At 42.1% G+C, this 22821-nt stretch carries 23 protein-coding genes; 7 read left to right on the plus strand and 16 right to left on the minus strand.

The genetic code is table 11. The features are described 5' to 3' along the window. Positions 1–5: 5 nt before the first annotated feature. The 10 genes from P8629_RS04680 to P8629_RS04725 all read right to left on the minus strand — a co-directional run bounded on the left by P8629_RS04680 (position 6) and on the right by P8629_RS04725 (position 9209). Positions 6–632: a tetratricopeptide repeat protein gene (locus P8629_RS04680; RefSeq protein WP_278164928.1), complete on the minus strand. Its 627-nt coding sequence runs from the start codon at positions 630–632 to the stop codon at positions 6–8. Continuing rightward, entirely contained in the window at positions 632–1522 is an 891-nt protein-coding gene (locus tag P8629_RS04685; protein WP_278164930.1) for a type II secretion system F family protein, read from the minus strand. The genes P8629_RS04680 and P8629_RS04685 overlap by 1 nt, the downstream gene beginning before the upstream one ends. Next, the gene (locus P8629_RS04690) at positions 1522–2490 is read right to left on the minus strand and encodes a type II secretion system F family protein (RefSeq protein ID WP_278164932.1); all 969 of its coding nucleotides are present in this window, start codon (positions 2488–2490) and stop codon (positions 1522–1524) included. The genes P8629_RS04685 and P8629_RS04690 overlap by 1 nt, the downstream gene beginning before the upstream one ends. Continuing rightward, positions 2471–3868, minus strand: coding sequence for a CpaF family protein (locus P8629_RS04695; protein ID WP_278164934.1), 1398 nt, complete (start codon positions 3866–3868; stop codon positions 2471–2473). Before P8629_RS04695 ends, P8629_RS04690 begins: the two co-directional genes overlap by 20 nt. Positions 3869–3884: 16 nt before the next feature. Next, complete coding sequence (locus P8629_RS04700) at positions 3885–5129, minus strand: AAA family ATPase (protein ID WP_278164936.1); 1245 nt, start codon at positions 5127–5129, stop codon at positions 3885–3887. Then, complete coding sequence (locus tag P8629_RS04705) at positions 5126–6736, minus strand: type II and III secretion system protein family protein (RefSeq protein ID WP_278164937.1); 1611 nt, start codon at positions 6734–6736, stop codon at positions 5126–5128. Before P8629_RS04705 ends, P8629_RS04700 begins: the two co-directional genes overlap by 4 nt. After that, positions 6733–7617, minus strand: coding sequence for a Flp pilus assembly protein CpaB (gene cpaB / locus P8629_RS04710; RefSeq protein ID WP_278164938.1), 885 nt, complete (start codon positions 7615–7617; stop codon positions 6733–6735). The genes P8629_RS04705 and cpaB overlap by 4 nt, the downstream gene beginning before the upstream one ends. Before the next feature lie 32 nt (positions 7618–7649). Continuing rightward, complete coding sequence (locus P8629_RS04715; protein ID WP_278164939.1) at positions 7650–8120, minus strand: hypothetical protein; 471 nt, start codon at positions 8118–8120, stop codon at positions 7650–7652. Between the two features lie 20 nt (positions 8121–8140). Beyond that, complete coding sequence (locus tag P8629_RS04720; protein ID WP_278164940.1) at positions 8141–8359, minus strand: Flp family type IVb pilin; 219 nt, start codon at positions 8357–8359, stop codon at positions 8141–8143. 355 nt (positions 8360–8714) lie between these two features. Next, positions 8715–9209 carry a GlcG/HbpS family heme-binding protein gene (locus P8629_RS04725; protein WP_278164942.1) on the minus strand — a complete coding sequence of 165 codons (495 nt, stop codon included), beginning with the start codon at positions 9207–9209 and terminating at the stop codon, positions 8715–8717. A gap of 370 nt (positions 9210–9579) precedes the next feature. Between P8629_RS04725 and P8629_RS04730 the strand changes: the two genes are divergently transcribed. The 3 genes from P8629_RS04730 to mvaD are packed head-to-tail and all read left to right on the plus strand — an operon-like array spanning position 9580 to position 12551. Then, complete coding sequence (locus P8629_RS04730) at positions 9580–10623, plus strand: mevalonate kinase family protein (RefSeq protein ID WP_278164944.1); 1044 nt, start codon at positions 9580–9582, stop codon at positions 10621–10623. Next, entirely contained in the window at positions 10607–11533 is a 927-nt protein-coding gene (locus P8629_RS04735) for a mevalonate kinase family protein (RefSeq protein WP_278164945.1), read from the plus strand. Before P8629_RS04730 ends, P8629_RS04735 begins: the two co-directional genes overlap by 17 nt. A gap of 19 nt (positions 11534–11552) precedes the next feature. Beyond that, a complete protein-coding gene (mvaD, locus tag P8629_RS04740; RefSeq protein ID WP_278164947.1) occupies positions 11553–12551 on the plus strand; it encodes a diphosphomevalonate decarboxylase in 999 nt (332 codons plus the stop codon). Positions 12552–12704: 153 nt separating this feature from the next. Here the strand turns inward: mvaD and P8629_RS04745 are convergent, their stop codons facing one another. The 4 genes from P8629_RS04745 to efp form a co-directional block, all read right to left on the minus strand. Next, entirely contained in the window at positions 12705–13157 is a 453-nt protein-coding gene (locus tag P8629_RS04745) for a ClpXP protease specificity-enhancing factor (RefSeq protein ID WP_278164949.1), read from the minus strand. Between the two features lie 52 nt (positions 13158–13209). Further along, positions 13210–13851: a glutathione S-transferase N-terminal domain-containing protein gene (locus P8629_RS04750; RefSeq protein ID WP_278164951.1), complete on the minus strand. Its 642-nt coding sequence runs from the start codon at positions 13849–13851 to the stop codon at positions 13210–13212. A gap of 194 nt (positions 13852–14045) precedes the next feature. Beyond that, on the minus strand, positions 14046–15020 hold the full coding sequence (gene epmA, locus P8629_RS04755) for an EF-P lysine aminoacylase EpmA (RefSeq protein WP_278164953.1): 975 nt from the start codon (positions 15018–15020) through the stop codon (positions 14046–14048). A gap of 17 nt (positions 15021–15037) precedes the next feature. Continuing rightward, positions 15038–15604, minus strand: coding sequence for an elongation factor P (gene efp, locus P8629_RS04760; protein ID WP_278164955.1), 567 nt, complete (start codon positions 15602–15604; stop codon positions 15038–15040). A 174-nt stretch (positions 15605–15778) separates the two neighbouring features. Between efp and epmB the strand changes: the two genes are divergently transcribed. The 4 genes from epmB (at position 15779) to P8629_RS04780 (ending at position 20524) form a co-directional block, all read left to right on the plus strand. After that, positions 15779–16750, plus strand: coding sequence for an EF-P beta-lysylation protein EpmB (gene epmB / locus P8629_RS04765; protein WP_278164957.1), 972 nt, complete (start codon positions 15779–15781; stop codon positions 16748–16750). Beyond that, a complete protein-coding gene (locus tag P8629_RS04770; protein WP_278164959.1) occupies positions 16747–18282 on the plus strand; it encodes an ArnT family glycosyltransferase in 1536 nt (511 codons plus the stop codon). Before epmB ends, P8629_RS04770 begins: the two co-directional genes overlap by 4 nt. 84 nt (positions 18283–18366) lie before the next feature. Beyond that, positions 18367–19275, plus strand: a complete 909-nt coding sequence (locus tag P8629_RS04775) for a lysylphosphatidylglycerol synthase transmembrane domain-containing protein (protein ID WP_278164961.1) — start codon at positions 18367–18369, stop codon at positions 19273–19275. A gap of 34 nt (positions 19276–19309) precedes the next feature. Beyond that, entirely contained in the window at positions 19310–20524 is a 1215-nt protein-coding gene (locus P8629_RS04780) for a glycosyltransferase family 9 protein (protein WP_278164963.1), read from the plus strand. A 24-nt stretch (positions 20525–20548) separates the two neighbouring features. Here P8629_RS04780 and lptG read toward each other — a convergent pair whose 3' ends face one another. Together lptG and lptF are read right to left on the minus strand one after the other, a co-directional pair. Further along, positions 20549–21661, minus strand: a complete 1113-nt coding sequence (gene lptG, locus P8629_RS04785; RefSeq protein WP_278164965.1) for an LPS export ABC transporter permease LptG — start codon at positions 21659–21661, stop codon at positions 20549–20551. Beyond that, a complete protein-coding gene (lptF, locus tag P8629_RS04790) occupies positions 21658–22767 on the minus strand; it encodes an LPS export ABC transporter permease LptF (RefSeq protein ID WP_278164967.1) in 1110 nt (369 codons plus the stop codon). Before lptF ends, lptG begins: the two co-directional genes overlap by 4 nt. Positions 22768–22821: the final 54 nt, after the last annotated feature.

Below are 22821 nucleotides of genomic sequence, written 5' to 3' on the forward strand. Positions count from 1 at the left end.
ACTCCTTAGTTTGTCTGATCTGTTTGAATTGATTGAATCAATTTCAAATTATTCCGCGCTTTTTCATTCAAAGGATCTAACTTAAGCGCTCTTAAAAAATAGCTTTGTGCTTTGTCAAAATCCTTTTGTAATAAAGCACTAAACCCCAAGTTATTTAACGCAATCACTGTGACGGTCTGAGAACCTGTTCTATCCAGCCAGGCCTGGTAAATTTTATCGGCCTCCACATAGTTTTCGTTCAACAAAGCATATCGAGCATATTTTTGCTCATCCTGTATGGTTTTATAAGGATTTTTAAGGGTCTGCTGACTTGAAATAAAAGCCATTTCCAAGTTTCCCTGTTTCTCATAATAGGTACTTAATAATCGATAGATTCGAATGTCTTCAGGCTTAAATTGCTTCAGTTTTTTCAATAAAGAATAGGCTTTTGCATAATGTTCTTGTTCAATCTTCATTCGTGCAAGATCTAATGCAAATTCATACTCATCTTCTTCTGTTAAATCCTTGGCCAAAGGCTTCACTTCTTCCATCGGCACAGACGATTTCGGCTTACCTGACAGTTTTTTTGGCTCTGAAGAGCAGCCACTCAACAAAAACAAAAATGCAGCCATTAGTATCAAATATTTGTTCATCAAAAATTTCTTCCAAGCATCACAATTTGCTCTCCCAGCATCAACATAAAATACGGGAGCATTAAAAAGGGTAAAATTACGATTGCCATCTTAGCAGATGCTTTCGCTGCTTTCTCCTCCATCACATTCTCGCGTTTTTTATACATTCGCCGGGAAAATTCATTCAGCGCCGTTGAAATCGGGCTCCCCAATTTTTCGTTTTGAATCAGCATTTGCACCAAATCTTGAATGTCTTTTGAAGGATTACGCAAAGCAAACTGTTTTAACGCTTCATGCCGCGGCACACCGATTTTAATTTGTTCTATCAAAAAATTAAATTCATAACAAATTTCAGGAAACGTACTTTCCAGTTCCTTTGAGACACGTTTTATAGCCTCTAAGTAACTGAGTCCGGCACTCATACAAATATTCGCCATATCCAGAAAATCAGGCAACGCAATATTCACTTTATTCAATCGGTGATTTCCCCAAAAAATCAAAATACGTTCCGGCAAAAGCAAAAATGCCAGAGGCACCAGAATGGCAGCCAAAGGGCTGATTTGAAACCAGCTCCACAGCATCAGCATCACAACTAAAGAACTCAACACCAATGCGTATTTGATAAAAAAGTAGGCGCCGAGATGATGCTCTTCTCGAAAGCCGGCATTCATTAAAAATTGGCGGTTTGCGTTAATCTCTTTTTCATTTTTAGGCCCAATAAAAGCACCCAAGGCACACCAGTGACACGTTTTCTGACGATTCACACTGGCTTGATATTGATTGACAAGCCCGACCCGCAGTTTAAGATATTCGATATCTTCTTGTGCTTGCTGGCTTTTTTTAAACGTTTTCACCACCAATAACGTGGACGTAAAAAACAAAATCGCGACGGAGAATAACACCCACACCATTAAAATTTTATCCTTAACATTGATTTCAAAATAAACGCACCGGAAATCATTAAACCAAGCGAAATAATCAAAATATTCTGCCCCGTGGGATCATTTAAGAAAAAAGCCATCGAATCAGGATCAAAAAAGTACTTATAGCCTAAATATCCTAGAGGGGCTAGCCCCAAAAAAATCGCGGTAAATCTTGATTCTGCGGTCAACGTTTTTAACTTTGCTTGAAACATTTCACGCCGACGCATCAAGCGGGAAAGCTCTTCCAAAATCGGTGCCAATTGCCCACCCGTTTCCCGTTGGATAATTAATGTCACGACAAAAAATTGTGCTTCTTGAATTTCAATTCGGGTCTGAAAATCACGCAAAATATCTCTCATGCTGATTCCCAATGTTAATTGTCGATTCACTTCTTTCACTTCTTTCCCTAAAGGCGCTCTGAATTCTTCTGCAATCATACTCAAGGCACCATCAATCCCATACCCTGATTGAAGTGCACGCACAATTGCATCCAACATCTCAGGAAACTGTTGCCGTAATCGATTTTGTCGCTGTTTCTTTTTAAACAGAACAAAAAGCATTGGCAGCAACGGCAATATCATGGCAATGAAAGCCGTTTTACTGTCAAGTTGATTAAAGCGGGTGGAGAGTAAATATGCACTGAAAAAGAGTAACAAGGACTGCACCGCTAAAAGACGAATCACGATCTTGGTATCCTGTAAGCCCGCTTTTTTGAGCAGAGACGCCGCCCAACGAAGTAAGGAATCTTTTTGCTGGGTTGCACGGTGTGCCGCTCGGAAATTTTGTTTTTGGCTTGCTTCAATCCCCACACGCTGCATTAAACTTTCCAAGACTTCTTTCTTATGTCGATTTTCTTTGAGGTAAAACCCCACCGCCAATACAATGAAAGGCATAATAATCGCCAGCATCACAATCAAAAAGCCACCATCCAACACGTTAAGAAACCTCTTTTTCAAAGTTAAACAAATCTTCTGGTAACACCATGCCTGCTGACTCGCATTTTTTACCGCAACTTGGTCTTAAGCCTGATGATTTGAAAACGCCATATTGACGCCCTGTGGCTACATCCACCTTATTATCAAACCGATAAATTTCCTGCAGTACCACATTTTCTTCTTCAATACCGACCACTTCAGTAATGGATTCAACGCGTCTTTTACCCTCTCGACCACGGTTTACGTAAATAATAATGTCAATCGCACTGGCAATTTGTTTTCGAATCGACGCGGCTGGGATATCGACCCCGGATAAATTAATCATCAATTCTAAACGCGAAATACAGTCTCTTGGGCTGTTGGCATGCAACGTGGCTAAGGAGCCGTCATGCCCGGTATTCATCGCTTGAAGCATATCTAATACTTCTCCGCCACGGACTTCCCCCAGAATAATTCTGTCTGGGCGCATTCTGAGTGCATTTTTTAACAGTTCGCGCTGCGTCAATTCGCCTTGCCCTTCCGCATTGGCAGGCCGGGTTTCAAGCCTAACCACATGCGACTGTTGCATTCTCAACTCGGCACTGTCTTCAATCGTGACCACACGTTCATCTTCCGGGATCAACCCCGAGAGCATATTCAATGTGGTGGTTTTCCCGGAACCGGTACCGCCACACACCAAGATATTCAATCCGGATTTCACGCCATAATTCAAAAATTCATACATTTGCTCGGTCATCGAACCATAGGCAATCATATCTTTCGGACGCAGGTGCTGCTCGGGAAAACGTCGAATGGAAACACTAATGCCATCCACCGCTAAAGGGGGAATAATAATGTTAATTCGAGAACCATCAGGTAGCCGGGCATCGACTAATGGAGACGATTCATCAACACGGCGTCCCGTGCTGTAAAGCATACGATCGACTTTATTACGTAAGTGTTCTTCACTGATAAAAGAGACATCGGTCAGCTCAAGCTTTCCTTGACGTTCAACATAAATTTGATGATAGCCATTAATCAAAATATCTGAGACACTCGGATCCGCCATTAAAGGCTCTATCGGTCCCAGACCATAAATTTCATCCAATAGTTCTAAACTAAGTTGTCGAACTTCAATATCCGTTAATGGATACCCTATATCGCCTGCCACTTCACGTACCAGCTCTTCCAACCTTGGACGCAGTTCTTTTCGAGTTTCTTGGCTGTCGGCTTCGTAAAAAGCATCGTCTTCAGCCGCTTTCTTCTGACAACGGTTTTTAATCTCTAAAAAAGAAGTGTTTTGCGCTGGCTTGGTCTCCACTTCGACCGTTGATTTTTCTGAAGCCTGCTGTTTTTTTTCAATTTTTTCAGCAACATGTCGTTGCTGTTCAACTTTTCTAAGTCGCTCTCGAATTCCCATGACCTATCTACCTTATTTAAGCGGTTTTTGCCTCTGTTGGCTTCACTTTTTTGAGTAACTTAGCCAGAACTCTTTGACACTCGTGTATAAACTGAAAAGCGGGTTTTTGAGGTTGCGTCGAAACAGGCTCTATTTGAAAGCTGCCATTATGCAGCATATTGGCAATGGCATTCAGTTGTTGATTCACTTTGGCATCCGGCGAAAAGGCTTTCAACAATTGACCTTCTTTCAAAGAACCATTAAAACTTTGATAATCGTTATAAACACGAACGGTTCGATCGACATCCATGACACCAATGACTTCTTCCATCATTTCATCCTGGTTGGAGTGATCTCGGTTAATAATCAACTTCAACGATTCTTTTAAATACCCCAGCCGTTGAGTGAGTTTAATCACAGTGTTAACCGCTCTTAAAGACGACAAAGAAGGTTCTGCCACCAAAACAATATTATCCGATTCATCCAAACAGCTTAAGGTCACATCCGACAAATCTGACGAACAATCAATCACCACATGGTCAAAGTACTTTCTAAGCGATTGAATAATGGTTTTGATTAGGTCAGCGTTCAGGTTGTCCAGTTCTCCCATTTCAGACGGTAACGACAGTAAATACAACCCCGATTGATGCTGTGATAACGATTTATAAATCAAGTTCTCATCAAAACGGTTCAAGTTATACACAAAATCCGTCAAGGTATATAAACGTTCTCCTTCCATGTTCAAGTACAAAGAAGTGTCGCCTAACGGCATATTCAAATCAACCAGCACCGTTCTGTTTTCTGTCATGTCTGAAAGCTCAGAAGCAATATTAGTGGCCAGAGCGGTACAGCCAACGCCGCCTTTTAAACTGAAAAAGGAAGAGACATTGCCGTTTTTTCCTTTTCGGCGTCGATCCTGCATATGCAAGATCGACAAAATATGAAACACTTCATTGGGGCATTCAATAAATCCTTGAACCCCTTGATGGTTAGCTTCGATAATAAAGTCGGCATCTTTCTTTTTTAACAACACATACAGGTTCACACCTTTCGACAAGGTAAGGATCTGATTGATCTGTTCCAGAGTTTGGTTAACTTCGCCATCAAATTCCATTAGCACCAAGTCAATGTCATCCGGCCAAATATGTGGAATCTCATTCATTTCTTCAAGTTCATATTTAGAAACGACCGAAACTCTGACTGCTTCCAGTAAATCTTGATCTTGACCTATATAGACTGCATGCTTTAAAGCCATTGATGCTGAATTAATCTGCTGGTTCATTCAACGGTCTCCAAGCCAATTTTAACATTCGATTCTGGCAACGCACTTTGACCTTCAGGTAAGACTTCTGCCACTTTTCCTAAGAAAAATGCATCCATATTGCTCGGTCTTTTTAAGTTTTCACCTGGCAAAGTCACTTTTTTACCGGCCTCAACAGGCGACACAAAGGTCGGAGTGACCATAATCGCCAGCTCGGATTTGTCATGTACATAAGAAGAAGAACGGAACAAAGCACCTAAAATAGGAATGTCTCCCAATACTGGAACCTTACTGATTTGCGAGCGAATACTGTCTTGTAATAACCCCCCAATAATAAAACTTTGTCCAGGTGCCAATGTAACAGTGGTGGCGGTTTTACGTGTACGGAAACTGGGAATAACGATGCTGCCGCTTTGCGTTCCATTCGCGGTATCAATATCACTCACTTCCGGTTCCACCGTCATCTGAATATCGCCCGATTCGGTCACAATGGGACTGAAACGGAGTCTAACGCCATATTCTTTATAGGACACTGTGATAGTATTTTCATTTTGAGAAACTGGAATAGCAACTTCGCCCCCGACTAGAAAGGTAGCCGTTTCACCAGACTGAACAATCAGCTCTGGCTTGGCTAACACGCGCGCTAGGTTATGCCCTTCCAACAAGGACAACACCCCAAAAATACTACCGTTTTCCGGATTAAATCCGAGTTGAAAAGCATCAGGATGAGGAAAAGCTATCCCTGCGGTGACATTACTTGTTGTGGTTACCGAACCATCAGCATTGGTAGTCATACTCCCCGCTCCAGGATTATTATTTAAGCTAAATAATGCTTGAGTTCCTAGGTTTCCCGGGGGGAAAATACCGAAACGATCTTTTTTATCCCGAATCGCCACCCCGCTTTTAAACGGATTGCCTTTGACCACTTCAGCGACTCTGACTGACAGTTTAATCTGACTTTTCCCGGTGACATCAATCATATTGACCACGCTCAACCCTAAAGCTGAAATCACCGATTGAATCCGCTTTTTGCGTGCTTTATTTGGCACTTCTCCGGTCAGTAAAACCATATAGTTTCCAGCCACCGGTTTAATATTTAAACTGCCTGCTTTTTGGGTTTCCTGTTGGATATCTTTAGCGTTACCTTTCGCCTTGATAGTAGAGTCATTGTCAATTTGATTACCCACATTATCCAGCTCTCGACGCACAGAAGAACCGGATTCAATCCAAATATTCTTTAACACAAAGCTGACTTTCTTATCTGGATCTAGTTGACGAATGAGCGTGGCAACGGTTTGCTCAATTTCTTCACGTCGTGAGGCATCTGGCGCCACCTTTAAAACAATATGACGCCCAACCTGATTCGGCGCCCGTTTATACCAAATAATTAATTCAGTTTTACCTGCCTGTTTCCCGCTGACTAAAAGCTCTTTACTATTTAAAACCTTTAGGCTTGCCAAGTCAGGATTTGCTACCAACGCTCTTTTAATCGGATAATCAAACTTTACGATCTGACTTTCAGTTGCCATTAAATGATAAACCGGTAACGGAGCGGCTTTTAAAAAGCCAGGGAATATCAGTACACTCAGGATAATGAACCGAATTAAAATTTTATGAGAAAGTTTCATCGCGTAATTACCTCTTGTACATTACCGCCTTGCATGAGTTCGATTACGTCACGCTTTTTCTTGGGTTTATATTTAGGGGGTCTTCGTTGACCTTTTTCCATGACTTTCAAGTTGGCTCCTTTGGTTTCAACCAGCTCGGTATCTGCCGAATTTCTTAGCAGCAAGTGAATCGCGCCGACATTCATCGCCAAAGCGAGCTTTTCAGCCTGATTGGTATCGACATCCAGCGCTATCATGGATTTTTGATTCCTGTTTGATTTTGAAAATGTATTATCACTGTCATCAGATTCCGACGCGTTACCTCGCATCTGATTCTCAATTCCGATAGAAAGGACCGAAATATTTTGTAGGATGGTTCGACTGACCATACGTTTGCTGTCGGCACTTTCAAACACGCTGATAATATCAACATGGTCTCCTGGACTGATAATCCCTAACAACCCAGTCCCCGGATCAATCGGCAAACGAATGGCACGCCGCTTTTCATCCAACAATGCCTCAACACTCTGGGCACGACTTTGTGACTCTGATTTCAGCTTTTTAGCCAAAATCCATTCACCCGCATAAATATTTTGATGGGCGACATGACCGACTGCATTTTGAGGGTTAACAATCACCCCCTTCACAACCAACCCTTCCATTGGTACATTGAGCACTTTCACATCATCAGCTTCTATTTGCTCTCCTCGATAGATATCTCGACTGGCGACGACAATGGAATGTAATTCCGGTTTTTCAACAACGGTAATGGTTTTGGTGCCGGCATTGGCTTCGGCTTCTGCAACTCGATTTTGTACATAGCCGTACACAAGTACAATGGCCAGAATTGCTGAAAGCGCAGCAATGCCGTAAACCACCCAATCACTGGTTTTAAGTTTCATATTTTTCCTCAGAGAAAAAAGGGTAGGGCGTCTTAACAACTAAACCCGAGCGTGACAATCGTATTGGACTTTACTGGAAAGGATTGTGCCATTGCCTCAGGCAACACCAAGGTTTTAGATGGAAAAGAAATGTTCACCACATAGACCAACAAGCCTGAGACGGTTTGCTCTGTCCAGTTCAAATCAAACCCATCGGGTATATTACCGGCACCCCCAACTTGGCTGTTTTGAATATTTGTATTCAGCAAGGTTTGTATTGCCGCTTGATTTGGAACAACTTTATGATCCTGGCAGTTCACCAGAGGTGAATTATTTGTCACTCCTGAAGAAACCGCACTGGCTTCAAGCAATACTGCTTCGTTAACATTCGCCAAAACATCATTAGCCGAATAACAATCAGAAGCATAATTCACGGCTTCAACCGACAATAACGCGACAATCAACACCAGAGGCAACACATAGGCTGCCTCTAGCATGACTGCACCTTTTTGCTTTTCAAGCATTTCAGGAACCATGTAATTAGTTAGGTGCCTGTTCCGCTAATTTTTGTCGACACAGCATCCAATTTTGTATTAATCGCGCTCGTAATCGATCCTGAATCCCCAAAATAGACCGTACCAATTCCAACAACGGCTGCTAAAATCAAAGCATACTCAATCAAGCTGGCGCCTTTTTGCTTTTTAAGCTTTTGTTCTGTTTTTTGCATTTCAATCATTTGGTGTAATTTTTTTTCATTTAACATTTTGATTCTCCAATGTTATTTAACAGAGTTGCCATGCAACTGACAGGCGCTATTTAAACGTTATAGAAGACAACAATCAATTTATTTAATACGTTTTTATAAGTAAATCTTTTAATGTTTCGATAAATAATTTTACTTAGCTTCTACACAACACAAAAAACATACCTAACACCTTGTTTTAAAAGAAAATAGTAAAACTTATCACACAATAAAACGCAGTAATATAAGAAAATAATAATAAAATGATTTACTTATTTGATTGGCGTTCAGACACAAAAAAACCGACTGAAAAGTCGGCTTTTAATCAAAAAATAACCAGGCCTGGTTATTTTGGCCTGATGTTTGAATCCGAAAATCACATCATTTCCAAATCCATTTTCACTTCATCCAAACCGGCCGCGGCGCATTTTTCATCCACCATCCCGTCTGGCGCGCCACTGACACCAATGGCACCATAAAGCTTACCGCCAGCTTGAATCGGAACGGAACCGGCCATAAAGGCTAACCCTTCTCCTATTGTTTGCAGTGGGCTTTGCGAGCGACCTTTAAGCTGAGAGCCTTTCGCATTGAACATCACGGCCGTATAGGCTTTCTTTTGACTGATGTTCCAAGACACTGGCGGCGCCATTGTATCTCTTAATTGTGCTTGAGGAATGCCATTACGGTCGACCACGGTGACACTGATTGGAATCCCTTCTTTACGACAGGCTTCAATTGAAGCGACCGCAATTCGGTTAGCGACATCCATGGTAATACGACTGACATTCACCGCCATATCCTCTGCTTGTACTGGAGCGGCTACCGTTGCCCCCATTAATGCAGCCAATGCAATTTGCTTTATCTTATTCATACTCACCATCCTTTTACATAACTTAATAACAAGGGTTAAACTGTTTTGCTACCCGGTTGATCTCAATCTTCGTGCTTGATTAAAACCATCCGTCTATGTTAATTGCTGTACGATTCAAGTTTATTTAACTTTAAATCCAGTGACGAATCAATCTCTAAAAAATCGTTAAAAAATAGAGATTGAATTCAACACCCAACAGCCTTTGATTACCCCATCAAGGGTAAAACCTTTTCCATTTTTAATTGTGAAAAGAATATGAAAACAATGATTCTCTTTTATTTTTATCGACTTTTTAAAACAAACTGGGTTGGGGTTTTACGTTCATTCAGTGGATTCGGTATAATCATACAAACAGCTTAAAGAAATGCCTATGAAAACGCTTTGTCACACGCCTGCAAAATTAATTCTGACCGGAGAGCATGCCGTCTTGTTTGGCGCGCCAGCATTGAGCATGGCTATTGACCTACCGACCCAGTGTCACATGACATTCACGCCGCACACCTCTCCGCAAGACCAGACCTGTTTAGAGATTGAGCTCAGCGATTTCAATCAAAAATTAAAGTACCCTCTCTCCGCCTGGCAAGAACGAGTCATTCAAATTGAAACGCGATATGCACTCTATGAAAAACATGCTTTATCCATTCAGTCAGTTTTACAACAGCCGGTTGATTTAATCTTATTAACCCTGCAACAGTTTCATAACACCTATCGTTTAAGACCAGGACATTGGCAGATTAAAATCCAATCTCACCCTCTCTCTGGGAAAGGACTCGGAAGCTCCGCATCCGTCATCATCAGTATTTTGCAAAGCTTATTCTTTCAGCATGAACTTCCCCTGACGGAAGTTGAATTACTTAGCATGGCTCAACAAGTTGAGTCTCACCAACATGGCTCTTCCAGCGGGCTAGACCCCACAACCGTTCTAAAAGGTGGCTTGTTGCGTTATCAACAAGGCAGCCCACTGCAACAACTGCAGTCTCAGAACTTTCATGGCTGGATTATTGATACAGGTGCGCCTGAAAGCACAACTGGCCAAGCGGTCAATCAGGTTCACCGAGCGTTTAATCATCAACACGCTATTTGGATAGAATTCAAAAAGGTTGCTCATTTGATTGAGCAAGCTTGGCAAACGTCTGATGCCGAACAGTTAAGAGATGCCATCAAACACAACCAGCAGCTTTTGGAAACGATCGGCGTGGTGCCACCCACCGTGCAACGATTCATTCACACCTTGAATCAATCTTCTGAAAGTGCAGCTAAACTCTGTGGCGCAGGAAGTGTCTCCGGGGAAAAGGCAGGCATCGTGTTGTGCATTTCACAACACCCCCCCGAAACCCTTTGCCAAGAATATGGCTATGAGTATTACCCCCTTAAATTCAGCGAAAAAGGAAGTCAATGTGAAATGGACCTCTAGCGCGCCAGCCAATTTAATGCTAATGGGAGAGCACAGCGTGGTGTATGGACACAAAGCCATCGCATGCTCTCTTAACCATCGTATTTCAATCGATTGGTCAACGCGAGACGATAATCAAATCCGTATTTATTCAACGTTAGGAAATCATTGCACAGACACTGAGACATTGGCGGAGCACCCGAGTTTAAAATGGGTTATGGCCTGCTTACAGCATTATCAACCCCAGTTAACAAGCGGCCTCAACATTCAAATTGAAAGCGATTTTAGCTCAACGGTTGGGTTAGGCAGTTCAGCTGCAGTGCTTGCCGCCACTCTCGGAGGCCTGAATCACTTTACCCAGCAAAATGCATCACTGGAAACGCTATTTGATATCGGGCTTAACCTCATTCATAGCATCCAAGGTCGCGGGTCGGGCACAGACTTAGCCGCTAGCTTACATGGCGGGATTATTCTATTTGACCCTCAAAACCAATCAATCCAAAAGCTGACATCTGATTTTCCGATTTCATTAGTGTATTGTGGCTACAAAACCCCAACCGCAAAAGTGCTTGAAAAGGTCGCGACCGACTGGCAGGATCAACCAGCATTATTACAGCACCTTTATCAAATGATGGGGCAAACCACCGAAGCCGCCTACCAAAGTTTGAGACATTATGATATCAATGCGTTTTATCGACTTGCCAATACATATCAAGGGCTAATGGATGCACTAGGCGTCAATGATGCCACCTTATCTCATCTAGTCTATCAACTTCGCCATGATCGAGAAATCCATGCCAGTAAAATTTCCGGTTCCGGACTTGGTGACTGTGTCATCGGTTTTGGCATCATGCAACCTCAAACGTTACCCAATTATGAAAGAATTATAGTTCACATCTCAACACACGGTTTAAATGTAACGCCTAATTGATCCCCAAAAGAGCCTCTTTATGAAAAATACACAACGCCATTTTGTTGACCAAATCATTCCTCACCGAACCCCTAAACAAAAAGGAATTGGGCAAGCGCCTGTCAATATTGCTCTCAGTAAGTACTGGGGAAAACGAAATGTGGATTTAAACCTACCCACTAACAGTAGCTTATCCGTCAGCCTTCCTGGGTTGGGGACGGAAACACACCTTGAATGGATGGAAAATCAATCGGATGAAATTTACTTAAATAAAACACTCTTAAAATCAGACAATGCTTTTGCCCAAAGAACCAGCTTGTTTTTAGATTTATTCCGACCGAACACGCAAGGCGGCTTTGTTGTCAACACCATCAATAGCGTACCAACGGCAGCTGGGCTAGCATCTTCTGCATCTGGCTATGCTGCTTTAGCGCTTGCCCTGAATGACTGCTTTCAATGGGATTTGCCTTTAAAACGCCTTTCTTTATTGGCTCGACTTGGAAGTGGCAGTGCCAGCCGATCTTTATATAATGGATTTGCCTTGTGGCATAAAGGGCAATTAGATAATGGAATGGACAGTTACGCCGAAAAAATTGACCAGGCCTGGCCAGAATTATGTATTGGATTACTGGAAATTGATGTTTCAGAAAAACCCATCAGCTCGACCCAGGGGATGCAAAATACAGTAAATCATTGTGAATTGTATGCCGCTTGGCCTGATAAAGCCGAAGCAGATTTACAGAAAATTCACCAAGCTATTGAACGTAAAGATTTTCAACAGCTTGGACAAACATCAGAAAACAATGCGCTTGCCATGCATGCCACCATGATCGCAACCTGGCCTCCAATTCTATATTGGCAACCTGAGTCGGTGGCAGCAATGCATCAAATATGGCAACTTCGTAGCGAAGGATGTGAGGTGTATTTCACAATGGATGCAGGGCCGAATTTGAAACTGCTTTTCTTACGACAAGACACACAGACTATTCAAGATCACTTTCCATCGGTTAAAGTGATTCACCCCTTTTCTGACGAGTGAAAAATAAAAGGGCTAAACTGAATTAAAAATAACGATGCTTGTAACCAAGGATAGAATGAACAGGCTTAATCAAAAACCTGGTTCATACTTTGGCGTCAATCAGTCAAAAGCATTAAAAACCCCTTTCACCTCAAAACCACAAAGGCTTATGCGTTATTTGACAACCGACAGATGTGAGCGTTTTTTTGGCTTATCGGTTTTAGCGCTTTCAGAATCGCTTTCAGGTGTAGAGGACTCAGTCGAATCGACTGCTGATAAAGAAGGTTTGTCTTCCATTGAACTGGTTTCTTCTGGATACGGTTCCGGCGGAAAAGGCATACCTTGCCCATTTTCACGGGCAAAAATAGCCAACACAGCTTCAGGCGGAAATCCAATTTCTCTTTCAATTCCTTGAAAACGCGCTTTAAAAAAGAACCAGTCGTTTGCCAACTGCAACTCTCTGACCGCATCAGGATGCACATTTAACACAATCACACCATCTTGAGCAAATTCCATAGGAACTTGAATCCCAGGATAGTTGGCATCCACTTGCAAATGTGGTGTCCATTCATTATCCACAATCCAATCAAATAGCGCTCTGATCATATAAGGGCGATTCGAGATCATATTACGTCCGTTACTCCAGTACCATTTATTGTATTAATAAAACAATTTAGAATTAGATGACTTCTCGCATATCAAGTTCATCATCAGACAAACTTTCAGCAAACACTTCTCGTGATAAAACCTTATCTGAATAATCTTTAACCGCTTTAGCTGATTTAGGTAATTCAATTCCCAAATAAGGTAAACGCCACATCAATACCGCCAAACTCACGTCAACCAAAGAATATTCTTCATTCATAAAGAAAGGTTGATGCTCAAAAACAGGAATCATTTGAATCAAACGTTCTTGCAAATCACGACGGGCTGTTTTGACTGCTTTTTCGTCATCACTCTGTGTAATAGTATCCACCAAAGCATACCATTCTTGTTCAATTTGACGAAGCATCTGGCGCGAACGTGCTTTCGAGATAGGGTCAACCGATAATAAAGGCGGGTGCGGAAAACGCTCATCTAAATATTCAACAATCACTTGAGGATCGTAAAGTACCAAATCACGGTCCACCAGTGTTGGTAAGGTACCATAAGGGTTCAGTTCCAGTAAATCTTCTGGCATGCCTTCCGAGGTATCAACTTCAATAATTTCCAGAGGAATGTCTTTTTCTTGTGCCATCAATCTCACTCGATGCGAACTTGGGCTTTTTGAATCTGAAAATAAGGTCATCACGGATCTTTGCGTAATAGGCAAATCTGACATGGAGTTCTCCTGGAGGTCGTTAAGTCATCAAAACTGTTGTTATTGGGTTAATCAAGTTTTACGATAATCATGGCGCATAAAAACTTTATAGCAAACAACCCAGCAAAGTTTTTCACGCCAACCCTGGTTAATTTAAAAACAAGGGGTTACTAAATTATTATACACGCCATGTCAAGCCCTCAATAACCCTGAAGCTAGGCATTACCTAACCCAAAAGGGATCACCGACTCAATGTTTTTATGTTTGGCGGCCAACATAAACAAACGATCAACCCCTAATGCCACTCCGGAGCATTCCGGCAGTCCTTTTTCTTTTAAGGCATCCAACAAATAATTGTCTACAGGAACGGGTTCAGCGCCATGCGCTATCCGATCCGACAAACTGGCTTCAAACCGATCACGATAACCATCTGAATCTTGAAGTTCTTGATATCCATTTGCCAATTCCATGCCCTCGACAAAGACTTCAAAACGTAATGCGACCTGTGGGTTTTCTTTTGAAATCTCGGCCAAGGCTGCGTCTCGTGCTGGATAATGAAACAAATACGTGATGGCATTCTGACCTAATAAAGGTTCTATAACTTCCGTTAAAATAAGTTGTTCCCAAAGAACCTTGTCATCCTTATCAACCCCAATCACTTCTGGGATTTGATGACGGGCAAGGCATTGTCGACATTCTTCAGCGGTCGCGACGTGAATAGATGACACCCCGGCGTACTGCCGAAAGGCTTGTTCATAACTCAACATTTGCGTTGGTTTTGGCCCGATAACGAGTTGAATTAAAGTCGCCGTTTCAGCCATTATTTCTGTTAAATCAAACCCTAAACGATACCATTCCAACAACGTGAATTCGACTTGGTGTCGAGCGCTCAAATCACCATCTCGGAACACTTTACCTAAGTAAAAGATATCGCCACTGCCAGCACACAATAGACGTTTCATAGGGTATTCAGGAGAGGTATGTAAAAAGTAAGGTTGTTTGTCTTTGATGCCTGGAACTTGCACCGAGGTTTTGAGCGAACGCAGATGAAGATCGGGCGTCGCCGCACTCGACAGAATAGGGGTATCCACCTCCATCACCGAGCGAGCATAAAAAAACGCCCGCAGGTCTTTTAACCACTGCGAGCGCTTTTTTAATTGTTCTATGGATGCGGTTGGCTGCCAAGTCATGTTAACAACAAGCCAACTTACTTAGCACGTGAAACGTATTCCCCAGTCTGGGTATTACAAATCACTTTCTCACCAATTTGAATAAATAAAGGCACTTGAACGACGGCACCAGTCGATAAGGTCGCTGGTTTACCACCGGTTCCAGCGGTATCCCCTTTTAGACCTGGGTCGGTTTCAGTCACTTCCAGTATCACTTGTTTTGGCGGTAAAACTGAAATAGGGTCACCGTTCCAAAGTGTTACTGTGCAGATATCCTGTTCGATCAACCATTTTTGCACATCAGCAACTGCCGCTTCTCCAGCCTGATATTGTTCAAAAGTTGCTGGATCCATAAAGTGCCAAAAGTCACCGTCGCTATATAAATATTGTAACTCGGTATCCATGACATCAGCCGCTTCTACTTTTTCACCTGATTTGAATGTGTTTTCCAAAACGCGCCCAGTGATTAAGTTACGAAACTTAACTCGGTTAAATGCTTGGCCTTTCCCCGGTTGTACGAGTTGATTATCAACAATGGTACAAGGTTGCCCATCCATTAAAAATTTCAAACCGTTTTTAAATTCACTTGTGCTGACTGTTGCCATAAATTCTGCCCTTACGATTCACGCTTGAAATTAAGCGCCTCACCTTTTAAAAATTCTTTTCAAATGTGTTTCATGTAAAATAAGCCGCATATTTTAACGCAACTCGGTCGCCTAAGGTAGTTTCTTGTTAAACAAAGCAAAACTCAAGGCTGGACGTCTATGAAGTGAGGCAAAATGATCCAATCGATAGAACAACTGTGTGACTTAGTTGAGCTCTCGCCTGATGATTTGCCCATCGCTTTTGATACTGATTTTCCTTTTAAAGTGCCAAAACACTTTGCAAACCAAATCGAAAAAGGTAACCCAAACGATCCCTTGTTAAAACAAATTTTGCCAGGCCTGGCGGAAAATGAAATATACCCCGGATTTTCTCCTGACCCGGTGGGCGATTTAGCCGCCAACCCACACCCCAGTTTAATTCACAAGTATCACGGACGCGCACTGTTGATTGCCAGCCCTCGCTGCGATATCCATTGTCGTTACTGCTTTCGTCGGCACTTTCCTTATGAACAAGCCAAACAACAACACTGGCAAGCCGCTTTGGAAAGTATTGCGCAAGACCCTTCAATTAAAGAAGTCATTCTAAGTGGTGGCGATCCGATGAGCTTATCGGAAAACGCTCTGATTGCGTTAATTAATGACATTGAAGCCATCCCTCACGTTGATACTTTACGAATTCACAGCCGCACCCCCATTGTCGCACCGCACAAAGCAAATCGCCCGCAGCTTTTAAAAACACTGCAGCAATCACGCTTACAAAAAGTATTGGTGGTGCACTGTAATCATGCCAATGAACTTACATCAGAGTCCGCCGAGTTGATGCAGCAATTTCGTCAATCCGACGTTTTGTTATTAAACCAAACCGTCCTTCTCAAGGATATTAATGACTCTGCAAATGCATTGATTGCTTTGAGCAAAAAATTATTCTCGCAAGGCATTTTGCCTTATTATTGTCATTTATTGGATAAGGTTTCTGGCGCAGGCCATTTTGAAATCAAAAATGCTCAGGCCTGGGCAATATTTGAACAAATGCGCCAGACACTGCCCGGATACCTGGTACCACGTTTCGTCGAAGAAATTGCAGGCGAACCTTATAAAACCCTTTTAACAGACCCTAGCAGCCAAGGCATAAAGCCAACAACATGATGAGACAACCTACTTTAACGCAACCACAACCCGCCCCTTACCGTTATAGCTTGATCTTAATAGTCTCGTTGGCGTTATGGCATTTAATGTTAGCTGGCCAGGTCAACTTGAGTGTAGATGAAGCGCATTATGCACTTTATGGGTTAAAGCTAGACTGGAGTTATTTTGACCATCCCCCTATGGTCGGTTGGCTCAACGCGTTAATTGTTCCGATCTCACATTCTGATACCGCTTTACGCGTTATTCCGGCTTTATTTTTCGCCGCATCCAACTTGGTGCTATATCATATATCCGTTCGGCTTTACCCAAGTTTCCATTGGATAGGTTTCTGGACACTCGCACTCATTAACAGCGCACTCATGTTTCAATTGTTGAGTATTTCCATGCTGCCGGACACCCCATTAATACTGGCCAGTTTAATGGTTTTTTGGACCTTTCTGAATTTACGCGAATCGCCTAGCAATACTAAACACTCTTTAAAAATTTGGATATGGCTTGGTTTCTGGCTAGGGGTTGCAGGGCTATCAAAATATACCGCGATTACCTTAGTCCTTTCTTTGCTCATTGTGATGCTGATCGAAAAACGTTTTTATTGGTTAAAGGACAAAGGGCTGTGGCTGGCAATAGTCATTGCGGCAGTAATCATCTCGCCTATTTTGTATTGGAACAGTACACATGACTGGATATCTATCTTGTATCAGCTTAAACACGGCACCCACAATGACAATTGGGACTGGCACCGGGTATTGAATACTCAACTGGCACAAGCTGGCGTCTATTCTTTATTATTATTTGGTCTCGGCTGGTGGTTAATGCTCTCGACTTGGCACCAAAAACAAGCCGAAGTCGCTAGACTATTAGCCGCTTTCGCATTGCCAATCGTGCTTTTATTTGCCATGAATTCGGGCTATGAAATGAGCTTACCACACTGGACACAGCTTGCCTGGTTATTGATCAGTCCAGCAGTGGTTTACTGGTGTTGGAAACACTGGCAATTTAAAACCGTGAGAGCCTTTGTCTATATCAGTAGCATCATTACGCTTTCTGCTTCTTTGATTCTAAATAGTCAACTGGCAACCCCTTGGATGCCATTACCTGACAATGAAAATATCGTGAGAGATCTGCATGGTTGGCCTGAAGCGATTCAGCAAGCTAAGGACTTACAACCCGAATATCACAACGCTCCTTTATTTGCATCAAACTGGTCACAAGCCAGTCGTATTGGCTGGTATGCATACCCTCAGCCAGTGTACATCACAGATAACCGTTTCGATCAGTTCGATCTTTGGTTCGGGAACCCCGCAAAAGGTTCAAATGGCTTGATGATTGTGCCTTCTTATGAAGACATCCCACCAAAAACGGGTTCTTCAGGTCACTTTGAAACATGTACCGCCCTCAAGCAACTGCCGATTATCAAGCGAGGAATAACCATCGTAACGTATCACTTCTATTTTTGTGAAAACTTCCAAGCGGTTTCTTATCAAGGCTGGGTTAAAACGCTTGACCCCACCCAAAAACCACTAACCCCCTAAACACAATTAACTTAACTCGCAGTTTGCTGCCAGTTTTGCGATAATAGCAGCCAATTATTTTGACCAACCTTTAAAGGATTTCGTTTGGGCAACCTTATTAAACTCGCTTTATCAGTTTTTATTATTGGGTTCATTCTATATAAATTTGATATTGTCGCCGTCTGGGATACGATGTTAAATGCCAGCTTAGGGCTTTTAGCCGCTGCACTGATTGTTCAGATTCTTAGCCAAACCGTTGCAGCTTATCGCTGGTCTCTCATTATGGACGCCCTCCAATTCAAACACCCGTTCAGGTTTTATTTCCGAAGTTACTTTAAAGGCAGTCTATTCAATCAGGTTCTGCCTACCAGTATTGGCGGGGATGCCTACCGAATCGCTGAAGTATCGGCACACGGCGGACTGATTAAGGAAGCTTTTTATGGTGTTTTTATTGATCGTATCGTCGGACTGGTTGGCTTACTGCTGTTGAATTTATTTGCCAATTCGTTTGAATTTAATCTTATGCCTTATGAAGTGTTTATGACCATCAACATTATTTTGGTTACCGCATTATTCGGCCTGTTTGTGTTAATGGCGATTCACAAGTTTCCTTATTTTAAACGCTACAAGCTCACTCGATTATTTTATGAACTCTCAGAACGTTTCCGCTTTATTTATAAAACCCCAAAACGTATCAGCCAACAGCTTGGACTATCTATCTTGATTCATTTACTATCCATGGTTGCCATCTTTGGTATTGGTCACAGCTTAGGCATTAACGAACCGTTAATTACTTATCTTGTCGTTATTCCGCCCGCAATCCTATTAACCATCCTTCCTATCTCATTTGCAGGTTGGGGGGTTCGAGAAGGCGCATTAATAGCACTGTTTATGATGATTGGCGTTGATGAACATCTCGTATTGGCAATGTCTTTATTATATGGCATTATTTTAATCCTAAGTGCTTTACCCGGATTATTCTTCTATCTCACCAGCCAACATAAATATCTATAATGGTTTGGTCAATATATACTTTTAGGACACATTCATGAACGTTGATTTAATGCGAAAAATCGATCATCACTTAGGCATTCCCTTGACCTTTGTGAGCACTTATTTGTTAAAAGTGTCTCACTGGATCACTCGCAAAAAAACAACGACACCCAAAAACATTCTATTTGTCGAGCTCTCAGAAATGGGAAGCACCATCATCGCTGACCCGGCCATGAAAAGAGCACAGAAGCAATTCAATGCTAACTTATTTTTCGTCATCTTCAGTAAAAACAAACCCAGCCTTGATCTATTGAATACTATTCCTCAGGAAAACATTTTCACGTTGTGCGAAGACAACTTATTCACTTTAATGCGCGATGCTGTTCGTTATCTTTTCTGGTGCCGAAAACACAAAATCGATACCGCAATCGATTTAGAGCTTTTTTCTCGTGTATCGGCACTATTAACTGGATTCAGCGGGGCAAACAATCGCGTTGGCTATCATAACTTTCATGGTGAAGGCCTCTATCGTGGCGAAATGCTGACCCATAAAGTCAGCTACAACCCTCATATCCATATCGCCAAAAACTTTATCGCTTTAATTCACGCCTTAGAAGCTAAAACAGCAGAAATTCCATTTTCAAAAATTTTGATTACCGATCAGGATGTGCAGCTTGACCAAGTCAACTTCAACAAAGAAGAAAAGGCTTTTGTTTTTGACAAAGTCAAAAAGTGTTTTCCAGCATTTGAACAAGACCAACACCAATTGATTTTAATGAACCCGAATGCAAGTGACTTATTGCCACAACGTCGCTGGCCCAAAGAGAATTTTATTGCGTTGATGCAATCCGTGTTAGAGCGTTATGAAAATGCCATTATCCTAATTACAGGCGCCCCCAATGAAAAGGAAGAAGCGGAAGCGCTTCGACTCAAGGTAGGGCATGATCGTTGCGTGAACTTTGCAGGACAATTGAAATTACTGGAAATGCCAATTTTATATACCATCTCACGCTTAATGGTCACCAATGACTCTGGGCCAGGCCATTTCTCTTCTATCACGCCATTAAAAACGTTTGTCTTATTTGGCCCTGAAACCCCTAAACTATATGGTTCATTAGGCAACAGTACCTCTCTTTTTGCTGGCTTAGCATGCTCCCCTTGTGTCAGTGCAGCCAACCATCGTAAAACGCCGTGCACAGACCCCGCCTGCATGGATGCGATTACTGTCGAGCAAGTATTAAAACAGATTGAAATCGAACTTAAAGACTAAACAAAATCACTGGCGCTTAAGTCTTTAACGAAGCCGCCTCATTAGTAAAAAGGCGGCAAACACCAATACAAGGGAAGGCAAGAAAGCGCCCATAATCGCGGGTAGCTGATAGACGACACTTAAGTTTCCAAAAATTTGGTTGAGCAAGTGGAAACTCATTCCAATCATAATCCCCACGAAAATTCTCTGACCGATACTGACTTGCCGTTGTGAACCAAAAATCAATGGAAAAACCAGCGCAATCATCCCCAATATCACAAACGGCATCGCCAATTTTCGCCAAAAAGCAAGCTTATAGGGTTCTGCATCCAACCCGTTTTCTTCTAAAAATGAAATATAACTAAAAAGGTCGGTTATCCCCATATAGCGGGTGTCAACATGTAGTCTCTTTAATAAAGAGGGGGACAATGGTAAATCAACCGAATCTTGGATTTCATCATATTGGTTAAAGTGTAGCTTTTTCCAGCTTGACCTATCTGGCGTAAACGCTGGCATTTTTTCCCACCCCAGAACTTTTCGATTCAAAGTATATAAAACCCAATGACCTTCTTTTTCTGAATATCGAGCGGTATTAGCATGTGTTTGTTCTGACAATTGTCCCTTATCCAGCGTATAAATCGTTACATCATAAAACTGCGTGTCTGAAATCACTCGCCCAACATGAATATAACGTTCACCATCACGCATCCAAAAATCATCCGTGGAGCCAATTGAAAAATTTTTATGTAAAGCCTCTCCACGCATTTTTTTAGCAAAACTTTCGCTGGCTGGCGCAACCCATTCCCCAACAACCGCAGCGCAAATCCATAATATAAAAGCAGACTTCATGACCGCGATAAAAATTCGACCAATAGACCAACCAGTCACGCGCAGAATCGTTAACTCTGCATGATTCGCCAACCCTCCTAACCCAATCAAAGTTCCAATCAGCAAAGCAACTGGAAAAATCTCGTAACCATAAACCGGCAGTTTCAAAACGGTATACAATGCGCCTTTCGCAACAGTATAGTCTTCAGACACCTTTCCAAGCTGAATCATGAATTCAGAGAAGCCTAAAATAATCAGCAACACCATCAAGACCAACAAGGTATGGCCGATTAAAACGCGACCTAAATATCGTTCAATTAAGTTCATCATTTCCGTTCTATTGTTTTTTTAAAGGGAAGCGTGATAGCCAGACTGGGTAATTTAAACCAAGCCGGTCGAAGGCTGCCCTGATAAAGGGCATATATCAAGAAAACAGCCGGGACTGGCCACAACCCTATCAAAGGAGATAACCCATCATTACTGATAGCTTCTCTTAAAGTCACCAATAACTGGTTATAAATAACATAAAGCACTAACGCAAAGAATACTTTAGCAAACCGCCCCTCTCTTGGACCGGACTTACTCATTTTCAAACCAAGTAACCCTAAAACTAAGATACTAAATGGGGTAATAAGCCGCCATTGCAACAAAGCTTCATGCTCAGGTTTATCAGACTGCCATAACGCCAGGGTTGAAATCTCAAATACTTTTTGCGCTTCGGAAGTCGCTTGAATTTCCGGTAAAAACCCTTCAAAACGGTCAAATTCTCTGACCGTGACTTCATCGCCTTTTTTCAATCCTTCATAGCTTTGGCCATTTAATAAAACCAAAGCAAGCTTATCATTAATCCATTCGAATTTACCTTTCGGTGCTATCATCAGAATGTCTCTGTCATCACTGTTTAATTGCACCCAAACGGATTCCAGAACACCCTCTTTGTCAATAGAACGGGTATAGAAGATGCCTTCACCATTAGGCAAAGGATTAAATTTACCCGGAACCAAGGCCGCCAGAGGAGATGTCGTTTGAGCCTCCATAATCAATTTTCGTTCTTGCTGGTAACTCCATGGTGTTACCACCAAAGAGACCCAAGCCGTTAATAAAGCCAAAGGCACTAAAAACCAAAAGACACGTTTCTGAAAAAAACGGGTTGAAATACCACAACTCTGTAACACGACCATTTCCTGGTCTTGGTACAGTCGACCTATCGCTAACATGACACTTAATAACGCGACTAAAGGCAGAATGACTTCCAAAGCGGGCGGAATTTTATACAGCAACACCTGCATAATCACCGTTGAAGGGATGGTGCCTTCTACCGCAACGGCAAGTAACTTAGTGGCTTCCGTTCCAAACGTAATTAACAGTAAGACCGACAAGACTGCAAAAAAAGTTGCAAAAAGTTCTTTGTATAGATATTTATCAAGAATTCGCAAAAAAGGGTCACCAAAACGTTAAAATAAGAATTAAATGAATAAACACAAATAATG

This window comes from Hydrogenovibrio sp. 3SP14C1, assembly GCF_029625905.1.
GTDB lineage: Bacteria > Pseudomonadota > Gammaproteobacteria > Thiomicrospirales > Thiomicrospiraceae > Hydrogenovibrio.

What these genes read in the sequence shown, in the direction of transcription:
- P8629_RS04695 (WP_278164934.1), bottom strand. Translation starts at nt 3,868, where the DNA reads ATGGGAATTCGAGAGCGACTTAGAAAAGTTGAACAGCAACGACATGTT.
- P8629_RS04715 (WP_278164939.1), bottom strand. Translation starts at nt 8,120, where the DNA reads ATGCTTGAAAAGCAAAAAGGTGCAGTCATGCTAGAGGCAGCCTATGTG.
- P8629_RS04685 (WP_278164930.1), bottom strand. Translation starts at nt 1,522, where the DNA reads ATGGTGTGGGTGTTATTCTCCGTCGCGATTTTGTTTTTTACGTCCACG.
- lptG (WP_278164965.1), bottom strand. Translation starts at nt 21,661, where the DNA reads ATGATGAACTTAATTGAACGATATTTAGGTCGCGTTTTAATCGGCCAT.
- mvaD (WP_278164947.1), top strand. Translation starts at nt 11,553, where the DNA reads ATGAAAAATACACAACGCCATTTTGTTGACCAAATCATTCCTCACCGA.
- P8629_RS04725 (WP_278164942.1), bottom strand. Translation starts at nt 9,209, where the DNA reads ATGAATAAGATAAAGCAAATTGCATTGGCTGCATTAATGGGGGCAACG.
- P8629_RS04750 (WP_278164951.1), bottom strand. Translation starts at nt 13,851, where the DNA reads ATGTCAGATTTGCCTATTACGCAAAGATCCGTGATGACCTTATTTTCA.
- cpaB (WP_278164938.1), bottom strand. Translation starts at nt 7,617, where the DNA reads ATGAAACTTAAAACCAGTGATTGGGTGGTTTACGGCATTGCTGCGCTT.
- P8629_RS04770 (WP_278164959.1), top strand. Translation starts at nt 16,747, where the DNA reads ATGATGAGACAACCTACTTTAACGCAACCACAACCCGCCCCTTACCGT.
- P8629_RS04700 (WP_278164936.1), bottom strand. Translation starts at nt 5,129, where the DNA reads ATGAACCAGCAGATTAATTCAGCATCAATGGCTTTAAAGCATGCAGTC.
- P8629_RS04745 (WP_278164949.1), bottom strand. Translation starts at nt 13,157, where the DNA reads ATGATCTCGAATCGCCCTTATATGATCAGAGCGCTATTTGATTGGATT.
- P8629_RS04705 (WP_278164937.1), bottom strand. Translation starts at nt 6,736, where the DNA reads ATGAAACTTTCTCATAAAATTTTAATTCGGTTCATTATCCTGAGTGTA.
- epmB (WP_278164957.1), top strand. Translation starts at nt 15,779, where the DNA reads ATGATCCAATCGATAGAACAACTGTGTGACTTAGTTGAGCTCTCGCCT.
- P8629_RS04780 (WP_278164963.1), top strand. Translation starts at nt 19,310, where the DNA reads ATGAACGTTGATTTAATGCGAAAAATCGATCATCACTTAGGCATTCCC.
- P8629_RS04680 (WP_278164928.1), bottom strand. Translation starts at nt 632, where the DNA reads ATGAACAAATATTTGATACTAATGGCTGCATTTTTGTTTTTGTTGAGT.
- efp (WP_278164955.1), bottom strand. Translation starts at nt 15,604, where the DNA reads ATGGCAACAGTCAGCACAAGTGAATTTAAAAACGGTTTGAAATTTTTA.
- P8629_RS04720 (WP_278164940.1), bottom strand. Translation starts at nt 8,359, where the DNA reads ATGTTAAATGAAAAAAAATTACACCAAATGATTGAAATGCAAAAAACA.
- P8629_RS04730 (WP_278164944.1), top strand. Translation starts at nt 9,580, where the DNA reads ATGAAAACGCTTTGTCACACGCCTGCAAAATTAATTCTGACCGGAGAG.
- epmA (WP_278164953.1), bottom strand. Translation starts at nt 15,020, where the DNA reads ATGACTTGGCAGCCAACCGCATCCATAGAACAATTAAAAAAGCGCTCG.